16 protein-coding genes are annotated in these 21,535 nt (G+C 66.6%); 4 read left to right on the top strand and 12 right to left on the bottom strand.

Features of this window, described 5'->3' with window-relative positions; genetic code table 11:
• Positions 1-16: 16 nt before the first annotated feature.
• From G333_RS0112890 to G333_RS0112840, 11 genes are all read right to left on the bottom strand, one after another.
• Positions 17-1,441 carry a form I ribulose bisphosphate carboxylase large subunit gene (locus G333_RS0112890; RefSeq protein ID WP_018144355.1) on the bottom strand — a complete coding sequence of 475 codons (1,425 nt, stop codon included), beginning with the start codon at positions 1,439-1,441 and terminating at the stop codon, positions 17-19.
• Between the two features lie 318 nt (positions 1,442-1,759).
• Positions 1,760-4,858 carry an efflux RND transporter permease subunit gene (locus tag G333_RS0112885; RefSeq protein WP_019628639.1) on the bottom strand — a complete coding sequence of 1,033 codons (3,099 nt, stop codon included), beginning with the start codon at positions 4,856-4,858 and terminating at the stop codon, positions 1,760-1,762.
• A gap of 15 nt (positions 4,859-4,873) precedes the next feature.
• On the bottom strand, positions 4,874-5,983 hold the full coding sequence (locus G333_RS0112880) for an efflux RND transporter periplasmic adaptor subunit (RefSeq protein ID WP_019628638.1): 1,110 nt from the start codon (positions 5,981-5,983) through the stop codon (positions 4,874-4,876).
• A gap of 61 nt (positions 5,984-6,044) precedes the next feature.
• The gene (locus tag G333_RS0112875; protein WP_019628637.1) at positions 6,045-6,806 is read right to left on the bottom strand and encodes a TetR/AcrR family transcriptional regulator; all 762 of its coding nucleotides are present in this window, start codon (positions 6,804-6,806) and stop codon (positions 6,045-6,047) included.
• Between the two features lie 87 nt (positions 6,807-6,893).
• On the bottom strand, positions 6,894-7,568 hold the full coding sequence (locus G333_RS0112870; RefSeq protein WP_018937840.1) for a type 1 glutamine amidotransferase domain-containing protein: 675 nt from the start codon (positions 7,566-7,568) through the stop codon (positions 6,894-6,896).
• A gap of 173 nt (positions 7,569-7,741) precedes the next feature.
• Positions 7,742-8,749, bottom strand: coding sequence for an NAD-dependent epimerase (locus G333_RS0112865; RefSeq protein WP_019628636.1), 1,008 nt, complete (start codon positions 8,747-8,749; stop codon positions 7,742-7,744).
• Positions 8,750-8,753: 4 nt separating this feature from the next.
• A complete protein-coding gene (gene minE / locus G333_RS0112860) occupies positions 8,754-9,011 on the bottom strand; it encodes a cell division topological specificity factor MinE (RefSeq protein ID WP_018937842.1) in 258 nt (85 codons plus the stop codon).
• A gap of 2 nt (positions 9,012-9,013) precedes the next feature.
• Entirely contained in the window at positions 9,014-9,823 is an 810-nt protein-coding gene (gene minD, locus G333_RS0112855) for a septum site-determining protein MinD (RefSeq protein ID WP_018937843.1), read from the bottom strand.
• 91 nt (positions 9,824-9,914) lie between these two features.
• Positions 9,915-10,637 carry a septum site-determining protein MinC gene (gene minC, locus G333_RS0112850; protein ID WP_018952369.1) on the bottom strand — a complete coding sequence of 241 codons (723 nt, stop codon included), beginning with the start codon at positions 10,635-10,637 and terminating at the stop codon, positions 9,915-9,917.
• A 186-nt stretch (positions 10,638-10,823) separates the two neighbouring features.
• Positions 10,824-11,597, bottom strand: coding sequence for a DUF1295 domain-containing protein (locus G333_RS0112845; protein WP_019562901.1), 774 nt, complete (start codon positions 11,595-11,597; stop codon positions 10,824-10,826).
• A 3-nt stretch (positions 11,598-11,600) separates the two neighbouring features.
• Positions 11,601-12,638, bottom strand: a complete 1,038-nt coding sequence (locus G333_RS0112840; protein ID WP_026330456.1) for a cyclopropane-fatty-acyl-phospholipid synthase family protein — start codon at positions 12,636-12,638, stop codon at positions 11,601-11,603.
• Between the two features lie 145 nt (positions 12,639-12,783).
• On the opposite strand from G333_RS0112840, the gene G333_RS0112835 reads away from it, so the two are divergent.
• Together G333_RS0112835 and G333_RS0112830 are read left to right on the top strand one after the other, a co-directional pair.
• The gene (locus G333_RS0112835) at positions 12,784-14,928 is read left to right on the top strand and encodes a DUF1631 family protein (protein ID WP_019628635.1); all 2,145 of its coding nucleotides are present in this window, start codon (positions 12,784-12,786) and stop codon (positions 14,926-14,928) included.
• Between the two features lie 85 nt (positions 14,929-15,013).
• On the top strand, positions 15,014-15,547 hold the full coding sequence (locus G333_RS0112830) for a lipocalin family protein (RefSeq protein ID WP_019628634.1): 534 nt from the start codon (positions 15,014-15,016) through the stop codon (positions 15,545-15,547).
• Positions 15,548-15,568: 21 nt separating this feature from the next.
• Here the strand turns inward: G333_RS0112830 and G333_RS0112825 are convergent, their stop codons facing one another.
• Positions 15,569-19,249: a hydantoinase B/oxoprolinase family protein gene (locus tag G333_RS0112825; protein ID WP_019628633.1), complete on the bottom strand. Its 3,681-nt coding sequence runs from the start codon at positions 19,247-19,249 to the stop codon at positions 15,569-15,571.
• Positions 19,250-19,331: 82 nt separating this feature from the next.
• Between G333_RS0112825 and G333_RS0112820 the strand changes: the two genes are divergently transcribed.
• Positions 19,332-20,411 (top strand): metal-dependent hydrolase, encoded by a 1,080-nt coding sequence (locus G333_RS0112820; protein ID WP_019628632.1) that lies wholly within the window; start codon positions 19,332-19,334, stop codon positions 20,409-20,411.
• Between the two features lie 59 nt (positions 20,412-20,470).
• Positions 20,471-20,734: a hypothetical protein gene (locus G333_RS0112815; RefSeq protein WP_038038383.1), complete on the top strand. Its 264-nt coding sequence runs from the start codon at positions 20,471-20,473 to the stop codon at positions 20,732-20,734.
• Positions 20,735-21,535 lie beyond the last annotated feature (801 nt).

Here is a 21,535-nt window from a genome sequence, read left to right as displayed (position 1 = left end):
GCCCGCACACGGACGATCACTTGTGTTGGACGTCCAGCTTGTCGGTGGTGTCGAACTCGAACTTGATTTCCTTCCACGTTTCCATGGCGATCTTCAGTTCGGGACTGTGCTGGGCGGCCTGGGTCAGGATCTCCTTGCCTTCCTTCTCGATCTCGCGACCCTCGTTGCGCGCCTGGACGCAGGCCTCGACGGCCACGCGGTTGGCGGTCGCGCCCGGAGCATTGCCCCACGGGTGGCCCAGGGTGCCGCCACCGAACTGCAGCACGGAGTCGTCACCGAAGATCGCGACCAGGGCCGGCATGTGCCAGACGTGGATACCACCGGAGGCCACGGCGAACACACCCGGCATGGAACCCCAGTCCTGATCGAAGAAGATGCCGCGCGAGCGGTCTTCCGGGATGAAGGATTCACGCAGCAGGTCGATCCAGCCGAGCGTCGCCGCGCGGTCGCCTTCCAGCTTGCCGACCACGGTGCCGGTGTGGAGGTGGTCGCCACCGGACAGGCGCAGGATCTTGGCGAGCACACGGAAGTGGATGCCGTGCTTCGGATGACGGTCGATGACCGCGTGCATGGCACGGTGGATGTGCAGCAGCATGCCGTTGTCGCGGCACCAGTTGGCCAGGCCCGTGTTGGCACAGAAACCGCCGGTGATGTAGTCGTGCATGATGATCGGCGCGCCAATTTCCTTGGCGTACTCGGCACGCTTGTACATCTCTTCCGGGGTCGGCGCGGTGACGTTCAGGTAGTGACCCTTGCGCTCGCCGGTCTCGGCTTCGGCCTTTTCAGTCGCTTCCTGGACGAAATCGAAGCGGTCACGCCAGCGCATGAACGGCTGGGAGTTGATGTTCTCGTCGTCCTTGGTGAAGTCGAGACCGCCACGCAGGCACTCGTACACGGCACGGCCGTAGTTCTTCGCGGACAGACCCAGCTTCGGCTTGATGGTGCAACCCAGCATCGGGCGGCCGTACTTGTTCAGGCGATCACGCTCGACCTGGATACCCATGGGCGGACCACCACAGGTCTTCACGTAGGCGATCGGGAAGCGCACGTCTTCCAGGCGCAGCATGCGTATGGCCTTGAAGCCGAACACGTTACCGACCAGGGAGGTGAACACGTTCACCATGGAGCCTTCTTCGAACAGGTCGATCGGGTAGGCGATGAACGCGTAGAAGGACTCGTCGTCACCCGGGACGTCCTCGATCATGTACGCCCGACCCTTGTAGTAATCCATGTCGGTCAGGAGGTCGGTCCACACCGTGGTCCAGGTACCGGTGGAGGACTCGGCTGCCACAGCGGCGGCAGCTTCTTCGCGGTCGATACCGGGCTGCGGGGTAATCTTGAAACACGCCAGCAGGTCAGTATCCAGCGGCGTGTATTCGGGCATCCAGTATGTTTCGCGGTAATCCTTGACGCCCGCGGAGTACTTCTTGGCGGCAGACATGTGGCCTTCTCCTACGCGTTGGTTAATCGTGATGGTCGCCTAGATTAGGGAGGGCAATCACTAATAACAAATAAATAATCTAGATGCGACCGATAGACAATCGTTTATATAAAAGCCGGACAGCGGGAGGGCCACTGACCGGCAGGGGTTCGGGTTCGCAATGGTGCAGCCAGGCATCGAAACACCGACCGCGACGGATTGCGGAGGTCGATTGTAGTCGAAGACCGTAGCCTGTGCATGCCTTTGGCGCGACCCGCCGCACAGGCCCTGTGACGGGCCGCCGGGAACGCCCCGTCACACAGCCCACGACCGCGGGTATCAGGACGTGGCGGCAGTGGCAGGCTCTCCGTCACCGGCGGCATGGTGATCCCGCGCCAGATAGAGGTAGATGGCGGGCACCACGAACAGGGTGAACAGGGTCCCGATCGCCATGCCGCTCGCGATCACCAGGCCCATCGCGAAACGCGAGCCGGCGCCGGCCCCGGCGGCCATCAGCAAGGGCACCATCGCCACCACGGTCGCGGTGGTGGTCATCAGGATCGGCCGCAGGCGCAGGGCCGACGCCTCCTCGATCGCCTCGCGCAGCGTCCGGCCCTGGCGTTGCAGCTGGTTGGCAAACTCCACGATCAGGATGCCGTGCTTGGCGATCAGGCCGATCAGGGTCAGCAGCCCCACCTGGGTATAGATATTCAGCGAAGTCACCCCAAGGCTGATGAAGATCAGTGCCCCGGCGATCGACATCGGCACCGTGGTCAGAATGATCAACGGGTCGCGGAAGGACTCGAACTGAGCAGCCAGGACCAGGAAGATCACCAACAGGGCAAAGAAGAAGGTGACCACCAGCTCACTGCCCTCGGCCTTCAGCTGACGCGACTGTCCGGCATAGTCGACACTGACATCCGGTGGGAGCACGTCGGCGGCAATCTCGTCGACGATGTCCAGGGCCTCGCCCAGGGTCACGCCCGGCCGCGGCACACCCGACAGGGTCACGGCATTGAGCTGCTGGAAGCGCTTGAGCGAGCGCGGGGTCACCGTTTCTTCCAGTGTCACGATGCTGGATAACGGGATCGGCTCGCCGTCACGGGTACGCGTGAACAACTCTTCCAGCTGCTCCGGATTCAGGCGCTCGCTGCGCTGCACCTGAGGAATCACGCGATAGCTGCGGTTCTCCATCGCGAAGCGCCCGGCAAACCCGCCAGACAACATGGTCGCCAGATCGGCATTGAGCGTGGCCATGTCGATCCCGAGCTGGGCGGCGCGTTCGCGGTCGATCTTGAGATCCACCTGCGGCTGATCGAAGTCGAGATCGGAGTCCATGAAGATGAAGCGCCCGGTCGCCATCGCCCGCTGCATGATCTCGCTGGCGAACTGCTCCAGCTCCTCGAACGAACCGGTGGAGCCAAGGACCACACTCACCGGTGCACCGTCGCCCGGGGTGGGCAGCTGGGGCGGCTGGATCGCGAACACCTCCAGCGCCGGGATGCGGTCCAGACGTGGCTGCAGCTCCTCCTGCAGGATGGTCTCGGTATCCCGATCACGCTGATCCCAGGGTGCGAGGACGAAACCGCCCAGGGCCTGGTTGCCGGCACCGGCGATGCCCGGGCCGCCGCCAAAACCGTTCACGATAAAGATGTTATCGAGCTCCGGGATTTCGTCGAAGAAGCGGTCGGTCAACTCGGTGTTGCGTTCCAGCCAGTCCAGGCCCATGTAGGCATCGCCCTCCATGATGGAGAACGCGAAGCCCTGGTCCTCCGGCGGCTCCAGCTCGCTCTGCGAGGTGACGAACAGGAAGTAGCAGGACACCAGCACGATGGCACCGAACACCGCGATGGTGAAGCGGTCATTCAGCGCACCATGCAGGCGCCGACGATAGCGTTGCTGGAGGGAGTCGAAGCGTGCATCCAGCCAGCCTTCGATGCGTCCGCGCTTCTCGGTGGCGCCATCGCGCAGGATCTTCGAGCACATCATCGGCGACAACGTGATCGCGACAATCCCCGAGATCACGACGGTCGCCGCCAGGGTGAACGCGAACTCGATGAAGAGCGTCCCGGTCAGCCCGCCGATGAAGCCCAGCGGCAGGAACACCGCCACCAGGGTGGTCGACATCGCCACGATCGGCCAGGCGAGTTCGCGCGCCCCCTGGATCGCCGCGTCCATACGCGACATCCCCTCCTCGATATGACGGGAGATGTTCTCCAGCATGATGATGGCGTCATCCACCACTATGCCGATGGCCAGCACCATCGCCAGCAGGGTCAACAGGTTCAGCGAGAACCCCATCAGCAGCATCAGCATGAAGGTGCCGACCAGCGATAGCGGCACCGCTACGGCCGGGATAATCACGCTGCGCAACGAGCCGAGGAACAGGTAGATCACCACCAGCACGATCCCCAGCGCCAGGCCGATGGTCACCAGCACCTCGTCGATCGCACTCTGGATGTAGTCCGTGGAGTCGTAGACGATCTCGCCTTCCAGCCCCGAGGGCAGGCGCGGCAGGATGCGCTCGTCGAATACGTCGCGGACCTCGGCAATCACGTCCAGGGCGTTGGCATCCGGCGCCATCTCGATCCCGACGAAGGTGGCCGCCTCGCCATTGAAGCGCACCGAGGTGTCGTAGTTCTCCGAGCCCAGCTCCACCTCGGCCACGTCGCCCAGGCGCACCAGGTCGCCGCCGGTCTCGAACAGGATCAGCTGCTCGAACTCCTCCGGACGACTCAGATCGGTATCCGCCGTCAGGTCCAGCCCAACCATGGAACCCCGCGTCTGGCCCACGGCGGACAGCACATTGTTGCGCTCCAGGGCCTCGCGCACGTCGCGCCCGGTCACACCGAAGGCGGCCATGCGATCGGCATCCAGCCAGGCGCGCATCGCAAAGCTCTGGGCGCCCAGGATCTCGGCTCGCTGCACGCCGTTGATGGTCGCCAGTTCCGGCTGCACCTCGCGGATCAGGTAATCGGTGGTCTGGTTGTTGGACAACCGTTCGGAGTAGAACGACATGTACATTGCAGCCACGTCCTGCCCCACGGACAGATCCACCACCGAGTCCTCGGCCTCCGCCGGCAGGTCGCTGCGAATCTTGTCCACCTGGGCCGCGATCTGCGTCAGGGCCACGTTGGGATCGTAGTCCAGCTCCAGATGGGCCTCGACGATGCTGATTCCCGCGCGGCTGGTGGAGACGAGGTAATCGATCCCCTCGGCCTCGGCCACCTCGCGCTCCATCGGCGTGGTGATGAAGCCCTGCACCAGATCGGCATCCGCGCCGATATACGCGGTGCTGACGGTCACCACCGCGTTCTGCACCTCGGGGAACTGGCGCACGTTCAGATCAAATACCGCGCGCACCCCGAACAACAGGATGAACAGACTCACCACCGTGGCGAGCACCGGCTTCTGGATGAAGATATCGGTAAAGCGCATGCCAGCGACCCCGCTCTAGCGGTTCGCCGGGCGCGGGTCGCGCTCGGCATCGGGCTGGGCATCCTCGGTGATCTCGACCGGGGAGTCGTTTTGCAGCTTGAGCAGGCCACTGGCCGCGATACGCTCACCCGGCTCCAGCCCGTCAAGGACCTGCACCAGATCACCGCGGCGCGCGCCGGTCTCGATCAGGCGTTGTTCCACCCGCAGCTGGCCTTCGTCGTCCTCCGCGATCACGAATACCGATTGCCCCCAGGGCGCAAAGCGGATCGCGGTCTGCGGCGCGACCACCGCCTCCTCGGACTCCCCGCGATCCAGCGTCACCCGGGCGAACTGCCCCGCACGCAGGCGACCCTGTTCGTTTTCCAGCAGGGCCTGCACGCGGAACATGCGCGAGGCCGCGCGGACCCGCGGCTCGATGGCCGTGACCTCGCCGGTGAACTCTTCGCCAAAGGCATCCACCTCCACACGGACGTCCTGACCCAGGGCGATCTCGCCCAGGCGGCGCTCCGGCAGGGTGAAATTCACATACAGCGGCTGCAACGCCTCCAGCACCACGATCGGATCCCCGGGCCCGACGAACTGCCCGACGCTCACCTCGCGGATACCCAGTTCGCCAGCAAACGGCGCGCGCAGGCTCTTCTGCTGGATGCGCGCCTCCTGCGCCTTCACCGAGGCCTGGGCCTGCTCGGCCTCGGCGACCCGGCGCTGAAATTCCGAATCCGAGATGTCGTTGCGCTCGATCAGGCCCCTGGCGCGCTCCAGCTCGCGGCGCGCCAGGCGCTCGCCGGCCCGCAGGTTGTCGAGCTCGGCCTCGTCCAGGGTGGTATCCAGGTCGACCAGCGGATCGCCGGCCTCGACCCGCGCACCGTTCTCGAAGTGGATGGTCTTGACGATTCCCTGCGCCTCGAAGCTCAGGGTCGCGCCCTGCACGGCCTCCAGGCTACCGATCGCACGCACCTGCGGAGTCCAGGAGTCCGTCGACACCTCGGCGGCGTTGATGGTCACCACCGGCTCCGGCATATCTTCGAAGTACTCCGCAATCTCCTGATCGACGAAGGCCTTGAAGCCGAAAATACCGCCGAGCACGATGGCCACCGCCACCAGCATAAGGATGAAACGCTTCATTCAGGATCTCCCGGATCCGGCGGATTCAATGCCGCCTGCATCTTGAGTTGTAGTCGAAGTGCTAGCCGGCGGGTGGTGCGTCGCCCGCACCGATGCCCGCATCGTGCAGCGCCGCACGCACGCGCTCGGTCTCCGCGCGCACCACCGTGGGCTCGTCCGGGTCCAGACGCGGTTCCCAGCGCCAGCCGGTCATCAGGGCGTGGAAATGCCGAATCAGATGATCATAGGGGCGGTGGATGTCGTAGGCATCCAGCAGGCCCCGCGCACTGGCAAGGCTTTGCATCCCCACGTTCAGCGCCCACGGCCCCAGTCCCATCTCGTCTTCGGAGATCTCGCGCGCCGGGGGCAGATCGCTGCGTTCGCGCGCCTCGGCCACCACCGCATGCACCGCCTCGCTGATCGGCTTCCCGGCCTCCAGCAATGCCATGCGGCGCGGAAGCGACACATTCGCCCAGACCACCTCGGTCACCAGGTACTGGGTCAGGCGGTAGTAGTCGGGGTTCTGCGCGGCGAAATCGATGTCGGTCAGCACGATCGCCAGCATGCGCGAGCGTGTGCCCAGGGAGAGCTCGGGGATGGCCCGGAAAAGCGCCGCCCGCTGCAGCGTCGTGCGTGCCGCCACCGCCGCCAGCAGGTCCTCTTTCGACTCGAAGTGCTGGTACAGCGTACCGGTCGCGTACTCGCAGTCCGCCGCCAGCTTCGACATTTGCAGGGCCAGCAGGCCGTCCTCGCGGATGCGCTCGTGCGCCCGCTCGATGAACAGCGCCTCGCGCGTCTCGCGCTCGCGGCGTTTGCGATCCCCGGTAGTCATGGCGCTCAGCATATCGAACCCACGACGATTTTTGAACCCGGTTCAAAACAGATTCCAAAAAAGGCCGGGGCAGCATGCCCCGGCCCCCGGTTCGCGTATTCAGCCCGTCTCGCGCAACAGCCGCACGATCGCGTCGGCGACACTCTTGCTGGACTGTGGGTTTTGCCCGGTCACCAGCTTGCCGTCCACCACCACGTGATCGGCCCAGTCGTCGGCGGTATCCACCTCGCCGCCGAGCTCCTGCAGCTTGTCCTGCAGCAGGAACGGCATCGCGGTGTCCAGCTGGACCGCCTTCTCCTCGCTGTTGGTGAAGGCCGCCACCTTGCGCCCCTTCACCGCGGAACTGCCATCCGCCAGCATCGCACCGACCAGACAGGCCGGCCCGTGACAGACGGCGCCAACCACCTTGTCGTTGTCCATGAATTCCGCGACCAGGCGCTGGACATGCGGATTGTCCGGCAGGTCGAACATGGTGCCGTGGCCGCCGGGGAAAAAGATCGCGGCATAGGCGCCGTGGTTCGTGTGCTCATTCAGCGCGATGGTGTCATCCAGGGCCTCCTGCGCGGCCACCGCCGCGGAGCCCGCATGACTGGCCTCCAGGCTTTTCGGATCCAGCGGCACGGGGCCGCCCTTCGGACTGGCCACCTTGACCTCGAATCCCGCCTTGCGGAAGCGATCATAGGGCTCGGCGAACTCGTCGAACCATACGCCCGTCGCCTGGCCTGGAGCGATCTCGCCGTGACTGGTTACTACCATCAGAATCGTCTGGCTCATCCCTTGTCTCCTTGCATCCATGTCTCCGGTGGACTCGCCGGCCGGCTACAGGTTCCTGGTGTGCAAGGCCTGGGTGAACGAGCAGCGAGTCTGACGGCGAAAAACAGACGCGGAAGGATCAAGCAAACGAGAAAGCCGAAGGACCGCGCGGCCGGATCGCCGCGGGCTGGGCATCAGACGCGGTAGTACTCGCGATACCACTCGACGAAGCGGGCGATGCCATCTTCCACCGCGGTCGCGGGGGCATAGCCCACGTCCTGACGCAGGGCCTCGACATCCGCATAGGTGTCCGGGACATCCCCCGGCTGCAACGGCAGGAGGTTCTTCTCGGCCTTCATGCCCAGGCAGTCCTCGAGCACCTCGATGTAGCGCATCAGCTCCACCGGCTCGTGGTTGCCGATGTTGTAGAGCCGGTAGGGGGCTGCGCTGGTGGCCGAGTCGGGCTCGGCCCCGTTCCAGTCGGGGTTGCGCGGGGCCACGTGATCCAGGGTGCGGATCACGCCCTCAACGATGTCGTCGATATAGGTGAAGTCGCGCCGGTGGTGGCCGTAGTTGAAGACGTCGATCGGCTCGCCCGCCAGGATCTTCTTGGTGAACATGAACAGCGCCATGTCCGGGCGGCCCCAGGGGCCGTAGACGGTGAAGAAGCGCAGTCCGGTCACCGGCAGGTCGTAGAGATGGCTGTAGGTATGCGCCATCAGCTCGTTGGCCTTCTTGCTGGCGGCGTACAGGCTCAGCGGGTGATCGACGTTGTCGTGCACCGAGAACGGCATGGTGGTGTTGGCGCCGTAGACCGAGCTCGAGCTGGCATAGACCAGGTGCTCGACGCCGTTATGGCGGCAGCCCTCCAGGATGTTGCCGAAACCGACCAGGTTGGTGTCGACATAGGCCGCCGGGTTCTCCAGCGAATAGCGCACGCCGGCCTGGGCCGCCAGGTTCACCACCCGCTCCGGGCGGTGTTCGCGGAACACCCGCTCCATCGCGGCGCGATCGGCGATGTCCTCGCGCACCTCGGTGAAGTTCGGGTGGTCCTGGGTGCGCGCCAGGCGCGCCTCCTTCAGCGAGACGTCGTAGTAGTCGTTCAGATTGTCGACGCCGACCACCTGGTCGCCACGCTCCAGCAGGCGCAGGCTCAGAGCGCTGCCGATGAAACCGGCCGAGCCGGTCACAAGAACTTTCATCGCGTTAGTCCTGGTCGTCCGGCAGGGTAATGTTCAGCTCGAGGACCTCGCAGTCCCCTTCGCGGTCCACGTTCATCTGCACGGCCTCGTCGTCCACCTGAACGTATTTGCGGATCACCTGCAGCAGCTCCTGCTGCATGGCCGGGAGGTAGTCGGGCCCGGAGCGCGCCGCACGCTCGCGCGCCACGATGATCTGCAGACGCTCCTTGGCAACGCTGGCGCTCTTCTGCCGCGGCTGACGGAAGTAATCGAAAATCCCCATGATCAACCCTTGAACAGGCGCCCGAAGAAGCCCTTCTTCGGCACATCGACAAAGCGCAGCGGGCGTTCCTCGCCCAGGAACCGGTCCACCGCGTCCTGGTAGGCCTGCCCGGCGTCGGATTCCTCGTCCAGCACCACCGGCTGTCCGGCGTTCGAGGCATTCAGCACCGCCTGGGATTCCGGGATCACGCCCAGGAGTTCGATCGCCAGGATCTCGCCGACGTCCTCGATGCTCAGCATCTCGCCGCGTTCGGCGCGCTCGGCGGAGTAACGCGTCAGCAGCAGCTTGCCCTCGATCGGCTCACCGCCTTGCTCCACCTTGCGCGTCTTGCTCGCCAGGATGCCGAGGATGCGGTCGGAGTCGCGCACCGAGGAAACCTCGGGGTTGGTCACCACGATCGCCTCGTCGGCAAAGTAGGCGGCCATTAGTGCGCCGCGCTCGATCCCGGCCGGGCTGTCGCAGACGATAAAGTCAAAGTCATCGGACAACTCGTTCAGCACGCGCTCCACGCCATCCTGGCTCAGGGCGTCCTTGTCGCGGGTCTGCGAGGCGGGAAGGATGTAGAGGTTGTCCACACGCTTGTCGCGGATCAGAGCCTGCTTCAGGTTCGCATCGCCGTTGATCACGTTGACGAAGTCGTACACCACGCGCCGCTCGCAGCCCATGATCAGGTCGAGGTTGCGCAGACCGACGTCGAAATCGATCACGACGGTCTTGTGACCGCGCTGGGCCAGGCCAGTGGCAATCGCGGCCGAGGTGGTGGTCTTGCCCACCCCGCCCTTGCCGGAGGTAATCACTACGATACGTGCCATGTTGGCGGTAGCTCCTTGTCGTCTTGCACGCGCCCGGCCTTCCCGGGGCGTGCGGACGGGTTCCTGTCATTCGTGACCGGCAGGTGGCCGGTCAGATCTCCGCGATCTTGAGGCTTTCGTCGTCCAGTGTCACCAGCCGATTCTCGCCGCGTTCTGCTTCCGTGATGTCTTCGGCGATCCGGTAGTGTCCGGCAATGGACAACAGCTCGGCGTCCAGGCGCCGACAAAAGATACGCGCGGTCACCAGACCGCGCACCCCGGCCAGCGCACGCCCACGTAACGGACCCAGCACATGGATATGCCCGTCCGCCAGCAGTTCGGCGCCCGGCGAGACTGCGCCGGTCACGATCAGGTCGCCCCCACGGGCGTAGATCTGCTGCCCAGAACGCACCGGTTGATCGACGATGCGAGTCGCGCTGTGGACCGCCGCGACGGCGGCCGGCGGGCGTGCCTGCTCGGGCTCGACGGCCTTGTCCTGCACCGGGGGCTCGTCTTCCAGTGGCACCTCGCCGGAGGGTGCGCCGCCACGCCCGCCCAGTTGCAGCACCGGCAGGACGTCGAACAGTTCGGCATAGCTCTGCAGGCGCTCGGCGGCGGCACCTGCCTGCAGGCCGATCAGCTTAAAGCCCTCGGCGCGCACGCGCTCGATGGTTGCCTGCAGGTCCGACTCCGGGCTCTCGGCCACTGCCTCCAGATCGAGCACGATGGGCATGTCGCGCATCAGATCCGGAGCCTGGTCGCGCCGCGCGGCCAGCACCTCGCCCAGAACCTGCGGATCGGTCTGGTACACGCGCAGCACCGAGACCAGCATCATGCGGCCTTTCAATTCAATGGCCTGGACAGAACTCGGGGACGCGCTCATCGGATCGGCTGGCTCGCTGGCGGTGACGTGCACAAAACAGGGGCGGCGTCCGGCATCTGGAGCGCCGGACAGGACGTGCGCTTTATAGCGCGGACAGGGAAAGCGCAGCAAGGGTGCGGGATCACTTCCGCCGCCGCATCAGCTGCGCGGCGGGCCCGGGATCAGCGTGTTGGTGCGGCGCACGTAGTCGGCATAACCGGGGCGGGATTCATGCAGACGACTTTCCAGCAACGTGACGCCGGACACACGCAGGATCAGCAGGATCATCAGCACCGCCGAGGGCACGGCCCACCAGCCGCCCGCAGCCAGGGCCAGCAGGCCGAACCCGACCCAGACCACAATCTCGCCAAAATAGTTGGGATGACGGCTGTAGCGCCACAGGCCGCGATCCATCACCTGCCCGCGATTGCCCGGATCGGCGCGAAAACGTGCCATCTGCGCATCCGCCAGCGTCTCGAAAAAAAGCCCCACCGCCCAGAACAGCAACCCGGCGACGGCCAGCGGCCACCACACCGCCTCGACCCGCACCACGGCCAGCATGGGCAGGCCGATCACCGCCACCAGTGCGCCCTGCAGCCAGAAGATCGTGACCAGACTGCGCGCGGCAAAGGCACCCTCGCTTCGGCCCGCACGCATGTCCGTGTAACGCCCGTCCTCGCCGTGGTCCCAATTGCGCCAGGTAATAAAGGCGGACAGCCGCAGCCCCCACAACAGCACCGGGATCACGATCCACAGCCCCAGCACGGGCCACCCGGCCAGCCCCCACCACACCAGCGTGACCAGGACGAAACCCAGACCCCAGTAGCGGTCCACCAGGCTCGCGTCGCGTCGCAACACGCTCGCCGCCCAGACCCCCGTCATCAGGGCCAGCGCTGCGCCGAACCCGACCAGGAACATCACCCAACCGGCCATCCGCTAGGCCTCGGGCCGGCGAAACAGGATATGCGACACGAACCACTCGTTCCCGCCGCGATAATCGAACAACTCGGCGCAGGCCATGTAGAACATGCGCCAGCGCTGGAACCACAGCGCGGCATCCTGCGCGCCGTAGGTCTGTTCGAACAATGGCATCAGCTCGTCCCGCGCGGCGTCCTGGCGCGCCAGCCAGGCGTTCAGGGTGCGCGCGTAGTGGTGGCCGTTCACTCGCCACTGGCGCACCACGCGCAGATCCTCCTGAAAATGCCGCGCCAGATCATCCGATGGCATCAACCCGTCGCGGAAGAAGTACTGCCCCATCCAGTCGTGTTCGCCCTCGCTCTCGAAGAAGTAGGCGAACTCGCGATGGGCGAAGACATGCATGAACAACTGCCCGCCCGGACGCAGCCAGGTCGCCACGCGCCGCAGCAGCTCGGGCCAGTTGCGCATGTGCTCGAACATCTCCACCGAGACCACCCGGTCGAACCCGGTCTGGTCCGGGGCAAAGGTGTTCATGTCTGCGGTGACGATCGTGAGGTTCTCCAGGCCGCGCGCGTCCCGGCGGGCCTCGATCGAGGCTCTCTGAGTCGCCGAGTTGGACACCGAGACGATGCGCGACTTCGGGTATTGCTCCGCCATCCAGAGCGACAGCGAACCCCAGCCACAGCCCAGCTCCAGGACCTGCTGCCCATTCTCGAGGCCTGCTCGTTCGCAGGTCAGCTGCAGCATGGCCGCCTCCGCCCCGCGCAGGTCATCCACGCCCTCCGGCCACCAGGCGCAGGAGTATTTCAACCACGGCCCGAGGCAACGCTCGAAATATTCGGTCGGCACCTCGTAGTGCTGCTCGTTCGCCACCTCGGTGGACAACGCCACGGGCGCGGCGCGCATGGCCTCGATCAACGTATAGCGCCGCTCCATCGCCTCCTCGGCCGGGGCCCCGCTCTCGCGCAACCGCTCCGCCAGCAGCCGCCGAATGCCGGCCCGCACGAGCGTATCCGGCAACCGTCCCTGTTCCGCCCACTCGATCATTCGCTGCATGCCGTGCGTCCCCGCGTTGAGATGTTTCGTTGACCCGGCGAGAGGCATGCGGTTCCCCGGTGGCCGCGCACGCACAAAACCGGATCGCTGACACACAGGCCCGCAGGGGTGCTAGATTGTGCCCTTAACCAGCTGCATACCGCTCATGGCGCAACGTCACCGAATTCCGGCCCGAACCCTGCATCGCGTCTGGGCGCCCTTCTCCAAGGGCGTTCAGGAGCGTCTCGAAACCTTCCTGGGCGAGCTCGACGACCGCCTGATGGATGCCTCCGAGCGCGCGATCGATTCCCAGCGCGCGGCCCAGAATCTTGCCCTTTCGCGCCAGATTCGCATGGCGAGTGGCGCTATCCTCCAGCGTTTTCGTGACCGACTTCACAATGCGATCCTGCCCGAAGAGCCGGAACACGCGCTCCCTGCCACGGGCGAACACGAGCTGAGCCTGATGGACGCCGCCGATACCGAGCGCGAGGTGGCCCTGCGCAAGCTGGTCACGGGCGCGCGTTCCGTAATGTCGGCCGAAATCGATGCCCTGGAAACGGTCACCCGGGACTACCACCTGGTCCCCACACCCGAGGACGCCCCCTGGCACCCGCATGCCCTGGGCGAGGCCTTCCTGGAGGCACTGGAGGCCGTGCCCCTGCCACCGGAAGACTGTCTGGTGCTGCTGCACTGGTTCGATCGCGACGTGATGCGCGAACTGCAGCCGGAGATGCAGGCGCTGATGCAGGCCTTCCGTTACGCCGGCTTCGCGGTGCCCGAGGCACACGCCAGGGCACGCACCCGGCCGGGCGCTACTGCTCCGGCCTCTTCTTCCGCGCCTCAGGCTCCAGCCGGGGGCAGCGGGCCACCCCCTTCCGGCCCTTCCGGCCCTTCCGGCGCAACGGGCAATTGGGCGCAATTCGGTTATCAGGTGCCCGTCTCGGGACAGGTCGTCGCCAACACCGGTGTGGCACCCGGGACCGGTGCCGGCTACGGCTCGGCGGCAGAGGCGGTAACAACCGTCCTTAACAGCGCTCCGCCCAGCACGCTGGAACCCTTCGTGATGGACCTGCTGCAGGGCCTGTTCGACATGATCCTGAAGCGCGACGACCTCAACCCCGCTTTGCGCGAACCTCTGTCCGATCTGCAGCTCCCGCTGGTGCGCATCGCCATGCGCGAGACGCATTTTTTCCGTGACCGAACGCACCCGGCCCGGCAGATGACCGGCCTGCTGCTGAACATCGCACTGCGCATTGATCCCGACCTGCCGCTGGAAGAAGCCCGGGGCCTGCCGCTCAGCCGGCTGGTCTTCGAGAACGTCGAACGCGTGCGCAACGCAGGCCTTGGCGACAGTGAGGCCTTCAACGAGGCACTGACGCGCCTGCAGGACGATCTCGCCGAGGTCGAGGAGAAGATCGCCCATCAGGCGGCCGATGAACAGGCCGAGGCACAGCAGGAAGAGCGCACCCTGGAGATCACCTACAACGTGGAGTCCACGGTGGAGCGCACCGTGATCTCCATGGGCCAGGACATCCCCGACGAGGCCCGCGAGCAACTGATGGATGCCTGGGTTCCGTTAATGACCGCGCAGAAGACTGCCGAGGCACGGAGCGGTGATGCGGACGACACAACCGCAGCGGCCACCCCCGGGAGCGAAGCCACCAACGACAACGACGGCATGGCCCTGCTTCACGAACTGCTGGCTCTGATGCAGGCGGAACCGGATTTTCAGGCCTCGGCGCCATTGCTGGCGCGCATCCGCGCGTTTCTCGATCGAGCCCCTTTGACGAAAGAAGAACGTGCCCGCATCAAACAGGACCTGGTCAGCGCTCACCTGGTCGCCGCCGGAAAACGGCGCTCGGCACCGGCCGAACCTCCCTCGCCCGAGACAGGCCCCTCCACGACGTCGACGGACAAGGCCGGTTCCGCGGAAGAGCGCATGCAAAAGGCCCGGAAGCGGGCCGGCAGCCGGTCGAGTTCGATGTTCGATACCTCACCCCGGCATGCCGACGACGATCCGTCCCTGATGCGCGACCATGACGACGAGCATGTCGAGCATGCCGACAACCTGATCTCCGGCACCTGGATCCAGTTCACCTCCCCCGCCGGCACCAAGGTCACGCGCATGAAGCTGGTCTGGCGCGGCAGTCACGCCGGACGCCTGCTGTTCACCGATGCCGCGGGACGGGCCAAGCGCCAGCACAGCATTCAGGGTCTGGCGCACGAATTCCGCAGCGGGCGCGCCCAGATCATTCCGGAAGAATCGCTGTTCGATCACCTGATGGACCAGCGCCTCGGCCAGACCGCCTGAGTGCCCGCCGCCCCAACCGGTGGATCCACACGGACCTTTCCCGCGCCGCGGCGGTCCATCTTCCGGGACCATACGGAAGACACCAATGACGCGCTCAATGGCGGCCCTGTTCGCGGGCCTGGTACTGGGGATCCTGATGACCGGATGCAGCAGCCCGCAGAAGATGCCGACGGTGGATCACGTCGACCTCGATCGCTACATGGGCGACTGGTACGTGATCGCGAATATCCCCACCTTCCTCGAGCGCGATGCCTTCAACGCGCTGGAGCAGTACGCGCTGAACGACGACGGGACCATCGCCACCACCTTCTCGTTCAACAAGGGCGGCTTTGACGGGCCGCGCCGCGAGTACAACCCGACGGGCTTCGTGCAGAGCGAGGACAACGCCGAATGGGGCATGCGCTTCCTGTGGCCGTTCAAGGCCGAGTTCCTGATCATCTATCTCGACGAGGCGTACAGCCAGACGGTCATCGGCCGCAGCAAACGCGACTACGTCTGGATCATGGCGCGCGAGCCGGAGATGCCCGAGGACGACTACCAGACGATCCTCGCCTACCTCGACGAGCTCGGCTACGACACCGACGAGATCCAGCGCGTACCCCAGCGCTGGGACGACTGACGTCCCCGTGCTGCGGCGGGCCTAATCCCTGACGCGCCCGTAGCCGCCGCCGCCCGGGGTCCGGATCTCCACCGCATCCCCCGGCGCCACCGACTGGCGATCACAGCCTGCCATCGACTCGCGCGTACCATCCGCGCGCAGGATGGCATCCTCGCCCAGCGCCCCCGGCTCGCCACCCTCCAGCCCGAACGGGGGCACGCGACGCCGATTGGCCAGCAGCACCACCTCCATCGCCGCATCAAAACCCAACCGCCGGATCACGCCGCCACCCCCCCGGCGCTGGCCCCGGCCGCCGGAGCCCCGGCGATAGCCGAACTGCTCCACCCGAACCGGGAAACGACTCTCCAGCACCTCCGGGTCGGTCAGGCGCGAATTGGTCATGTGCGTCTGTACGGCGCTGGCCCCGTCATAGCCGGGTCCGGCCCCGGCGCCGCCGGCGATGGTCTCGTAGTACTGCCGCTCGGCATCGCCGAAGGTCAGATTGTTCATCGTGCCCTGGGCCGCGGCCTGCACCCCGAGGGCGCCGAACAGCGCGTCGGTCACCACCTGCGAGGTCTCGACGTTGCCCGCCACCACGGCAGCGGGTGGGGCCGGGTTCAGCAGGCACCCCCCCGGGATCGCCAGGTCCACCGGCACCAGGCAGCCATCGTTCAGGGGAATCTCGTCCTCCAGCAGCGTGCGCAGCACGTACAGCACCGCCGCACGGACGATGGAGCCCGGGGCGTTGAAGTTGTCCTCGCGGGCCGGCGAGGTCCCCGCGAAATCGATCCGCAGGCGACGCGCTCCCGGATCGGGGGTCACGGCCACCCGGATCTCGGCCCCGTTGTCCAGCGCATAGGTGAACGTGCCACCCTCCAGGCCCGCGATCAGCCGATGTACCGCCTCGGTGGCGTTGTCCTGCACATGCCGCATGTAGGCCGCCACCTTGGCCACGCCATATTCGTCCAGCAGCCGGCCCAGCTCTTCGAGCCCCTTGCGGTTGGCCGCCACCTGGGCCTCCAGATCGGCCAGATTCTGCTCCGGGTTGCGTGCCGGCCACTCGCCCGATCCCAGTAGCGCCCGCATCGCCGGAGACGCGAAACGCCCATCGCGCACAAGAAGGGTCGGCGGGATCAGCACGCCCTCTTCTGCCAGCCGACGGGAGAAGGCCGGCATCGAGCCCGGCGTGATGCCGCCGACATCGGCATGGTGGCCGCGCGAGGCCACGAAAAACGCCGGTTGCGCGATCCCGGCCTGCGGATCCTCCGTCACTGCATCCCCGGGCCCCACGAAGACCGGCGTGACCACGGTGATGTCCGGCAGGTGGGTGCCGCCGTTGTAGGGATCGTTCAGCACCCAGGCGTCTCCGGGACGCAGATCACCCTCCGCCGCCGCGACCACCGCGCGCACACTGGCGCCCATCGAGCCCAGATGCACCGGCATGTGCGGGGCATTGGCGACCAGGTTCCCGCTGGCATCGAACAGCGCACAGGAGAAATCCAGGCGTTCCTTGATGTTCACCGAATGGGCGGTATTGCGCAGGGTGAACCCCATCTGGTCGGCGATTGCCATGAAGCGATTGTTGAAGACTTCCAGCAGGATGGGGTCGCGCGGGATCGCGTCCACATCGGTGGTCTCGGCTGTCTCGGCTGCCCCCCGCCGACCGGCGCCCGCCTCGCGCTCCAGGCACAGCGTGCCCTCGTGCTCGATGCGACCCCGCCAGCCCGGCTCCAGCACCAGCGTCGCGGTGTCCTCGATCACCAGTGCCGGCCCTGCCAGCGTCATCCCGGGGCTCAGGGCCTCGCGCCGGTACAGGGGTACGTCGCGCATCTCGCCCGCCACGACCATCGCGACCGTATCCGCCTCCGCTGCGGGACGCTCGACCATCGTTTCCGGTACCCGATCCGGCGGCAACTCGGTACCGGTCGCGATGGCCTCGGCCGCTGCGACCGCTACCACCAGCTCGCGATCCGGCGGGGCGAAGCCGTAACGCCCGCGATAAGCCGCAGCGAAGGCCTCCATCAGAGAAGGGGTGGATCCGGCCGAGACCTCCAGCGCCGTATCCGAGCCGGCTAGCCGCAGATGCAGCCGTCGCTCGATGCGCATGTCCCCGGATTCCACCCCCTGTTCCGCCAGGGCCGCGGCCGCCACCGTGGCCTGATCGTCCAGTGCGGCCTCGATCGCTGCGACATGCTCCTCGTCCAGGGGCCACTCCAGGCTGCGCTCGCGCAGAGCTCGTAGTTCCCCCAGCCCCATCCCGTAGGCGGACAGCACGCCTCCCAGCGGATGGAACAGGATGTGGCGCATGCCCAATTGCTCCGCGACCCGGCAGGCATGCTGCCCACCCGCCCCGCCAAAGCAGACCAAGGCATAGCGCGACACGTCATGGCCCCGCTGCACCGAGATGGTCTTGATCGCCTGGGCCATGTGCTCGACCGCGATCTGCAACAATCCCTCGGCCAGCCTCTCCGGCGTCACCCGTTCAGCCGTCATCGACATGATCTGAACCGCCAGCTCATCGAACTGCTTCCGGACCGGCTCCGGGTCCAGAGGACGGTCGCGCTCGGGGCCGAACACGGCCGGGAAATACTCCGGTCGCAAGCGCCCCAGCAGCACATTGCAATCGGTCACCGTCAACGGGCCACCCTGGCCGTAACAGGCCGGGCCGGGCTGCGCCCCGGCGGACTCCGGCCCGACCCGCAAGCGGATACCGTCGAAGCGGCAGACCGACCCACCGCCAGCGGCCACGGTATGGATATCCAGCATCGGCACGCGCAGACGCGCGCCCGCCACCTCGCTCTCCTGGCGGCGTTCCAGCTCCCCGGCCAGGTGTGCGACATCGGTGGAGGTCCCGCCCATGTCGAAGGTGATCAGACGCTCGAACCCCAGGGGCGCGGCGGTCTTCAGCGCGCCGACGATGCCGCCGGCCGGCCCGGACAGGATCGCGTCGCGGCCGCGAAAATGCGCCGCGCCCACCAGCCCGCCATGCGACTGCATGAAGCGCAGCGGCACATCCCCCAGTTCGCCGGCCACCTGATCGACATAGCGGCGCAGGACGGGCGACAGGTAGGCATCCACTACCGTGGTCTCGCCGCGCGGCACCAGCTTGATCAGCGGGCTGGTCGCGTGGCTGGTCGCTACCTCGGCAAAGCCCATCTCCCGCGCGAGCGCCGCGATGGCCTGCTCATGCGCCGGATAGCGATAGCCGTGGATGCAGACGATCGCCACCGAACGAATGCCCTCATCCAGCGCCGCCTGCAGGCGCGGACGCAGCTCATCAAGCTCCACCGGCTGGAGGACCTTGCCGGCCGCGTTCACCCGTTCGCGCACCGGTGCAACCCGCGCATAGATCGGCTGTGGCAGGCGGATGATGCGCGCAAACAGGTCGGGCCGCGCCTGGTGCCCGATCGCCAGTGCGTCCTCCAACCCCGCAGTAATCACCAGCAGGGTCGGCTCGCCCTTGCGCTCCAGTAGCGCGTTGGTCGCCACCGTGGTGCCCATGCGCAGCTCGTGGATCACCCCGGCGGGGATCGCCGCGCCGGCGGCCAGGCCGAGGAGGTCGCGGACACCCTGCACCGCGGCGTCGGCATACGCCTGCGGGTTGTCCGACAGCAGCTTGCGAGTGTGCAACCGTCCTTCCGGATCGCGCGCCACCAGGTCGGTGAAGGTGCCGCCGCGATCCACCCAGAACTGCCATTGGTTGTCGGTTCCGGCTTGAGTCATGTCTGCCGCTCTGGTTTGATCACGTGAACTCGGGCGCCGCGCGCCAGTCGCAAGCGCGTCACCTAAAAGGAAATGCTCCCGCATGGATCCCGTCACCCAAGCCAGCCTGGGCGCCGTTGTCGGCGGCCTGACCCTCGGATCACGCCTGGGCCGCAAGGCCATCCTGCTGGGCGCCGCCGTGGCCATCGTCCCGGACCTGGACGTGCTTATAGCCTACGGGGACGACGTCTCCGATTTCATCTATCACCGCGGTTTCAGCCACTCCCTGCTGGTCCATCTGCTGGTCGCGACGGGCGTAGCGGGCCTGCTCGCACGCATTCCGGCCACCCGCGATATCGGCTTCGGACGCTGGTGGTGGTTCCTGTTCCTGGTGCTGTCCACGCATGTGCTGCTGGATGCGCTCACCACCTACGGCACCCAGCTACTTTGGCCATTCGCCGGGCCGGTGGGGACCGCCTCGATCTTCGTGATCGACCCGCTCTACACCCTGCCCCTGCTGGTCGCGGCCATCGGCGCGCTGTTCTACCGCTTCGCGCCACGGCTACTGGTGGCCGGGCTGGTCCTGTCCACCGCCTATGCCGGGTCCGGACTGGCGCTGAAGGTCTGGATCGACCACCGCATCCAGCCCACCCTCATCGCGATGGACCTGCAGGACCAGCCCCGCATGGTGCAGCCTACCCCGTTCAACCTCCTGCTGTGGCGCATCACCGTCGTGGATGATGACCAATTCCTGGAGGCATGGGTGGGCATCTTCGACCAGCCGATCCGGCCGGACTTCGAGGCCTTCGAGCGCGGCGCGCACCTGCAGGAGGAGGCCCTGGCCCTGGAGGACGGCCAGCGTCTGCAATGGTTCGCCGGCGACTTCCTGCGCTTCCACCGCGCCGAGCACACCGACGCCCCCGACCGGCTGGTCGTCACCGACCTGCGCCTCGGCGCACCTGGCTTCTTCCCCTTCGGCTTCGAGATCGCCGAGGAACGCGACGGCGACTGGCACCCCATCACCAGCCGCCAGGTCCGCGAGACCGGCCCGCGTGAAGACGCGATCCGTGCCATCGCCACGCGCATCATTGATCCGGAGGGTGCCCCCTGCCTCATGGACCTGGCCGAACCCGATTACGCCATCACCCGGCCGCCGCCGCGCTGCCGCCTGCAGATGCCGTGATCGGATCCGACGAGCCTGAACCGGGACCCGCGGCCGCCTGCGAACTGTGTGGCCGCACGATGGACGCGCTGACCCGCCACCACCTGATCCCGCGCAAGCAGCACCGGCGCAAGCGCATCCGCCGGCGATTCAGCCGCGCCGAGCGCGAGGCCCGCATCCTGTGGGTCTGCCGCCCCTGCCATGACCACATCCACAAGCACTTCGACGAACAAACCATGGCGGAACGCCTGAACACCCGCGAGGCGCTCCTCGCCGAACCGGTCGTCCACGACTTCGTCACCTGGATCGCCCGCCACCCACCCGGCTTCAAGCCCCGCGGCTAGCCCCCGGGGGACACAGGACGGCCACTTCCCAAGCCCCGACCTCTTTTGCCTGCGCCGGCGGTGTCGGCGGCTGGTCCCGGTTCGTCCTCCGGTGTTTACGTGCCTCCGTCCGGCCGCCTGCCGTGCGCTGACTCGCCAGCGCGCCCCGAGGCACTTTCTTGCTTGCCCAAGAAAGTGCCCAAAGAAGGGCCCCCGGGTTCCGCCCGGGAACCTTGCTCCAGGGCCCTCGGGCCGGCGGCGCTGAACTCGCTGCGCCTTCGGCTCCGCTCAGACATCCAGCGCCTTCTCCCGGCCCGAGAACCCTTCCGCAAGGGGCTCCATACGGGAGGCCAAGGTCAAAACAGACGGTGTTCCGTCCCCCGGACATAACAATAGGCAATGCCGTCCGAAGGCCCCGGCGCCCGCTTTGCGGGCGCGGCACGCAACGGCCAAAGGCCAAAGGCCAAAGGCCGAGCGTGCCGAAGATGCTCGAAGACCTAGCCATCATCCATTACCAATATCGTCGGAACGGCCGTTGTCTTGACCTTCCTCCCCGTTGTCGTCGCGCCGAGTGGAGAGGCTTTTCGCGGGAGAAAAGGCGCTGGATGTCTGAGCGAAGCCGAAGGCGCAGCGAGTTCAGCGCCGCCCGCGAAAAGCCTCGGAGCGAGGGAAACCCCGGCCCGCTGCGCGGGCCGGGGTCGCGGCAGTCGGGCGTGTTTCTTGGGTACTTCTTTGCACGAGCAAAGAAGTACCTCGCGGTGCGCTCGCGAGAGAGCGCCTGGCAGGCGGCGGACCGAAGCCACCGTAAACACCGGATGCCGA

Origin of the sequence: Thioalkalivibrio sp. AKL10 (assembly GCF_000381845.1) — a bacterium.
In the GTDB taxonomy this organism is placed as follows: Bacteria; Pseudomonadota; Gammaproteobacteria; order Ectothiorhodospirales; family Ectothiorhodospiraceae; genus Thioalkalivibrio; species Thioalkalivibrio versutus.
This window is presented reverse-complemented; position numbering and strand designations above follow the sequence as displayed.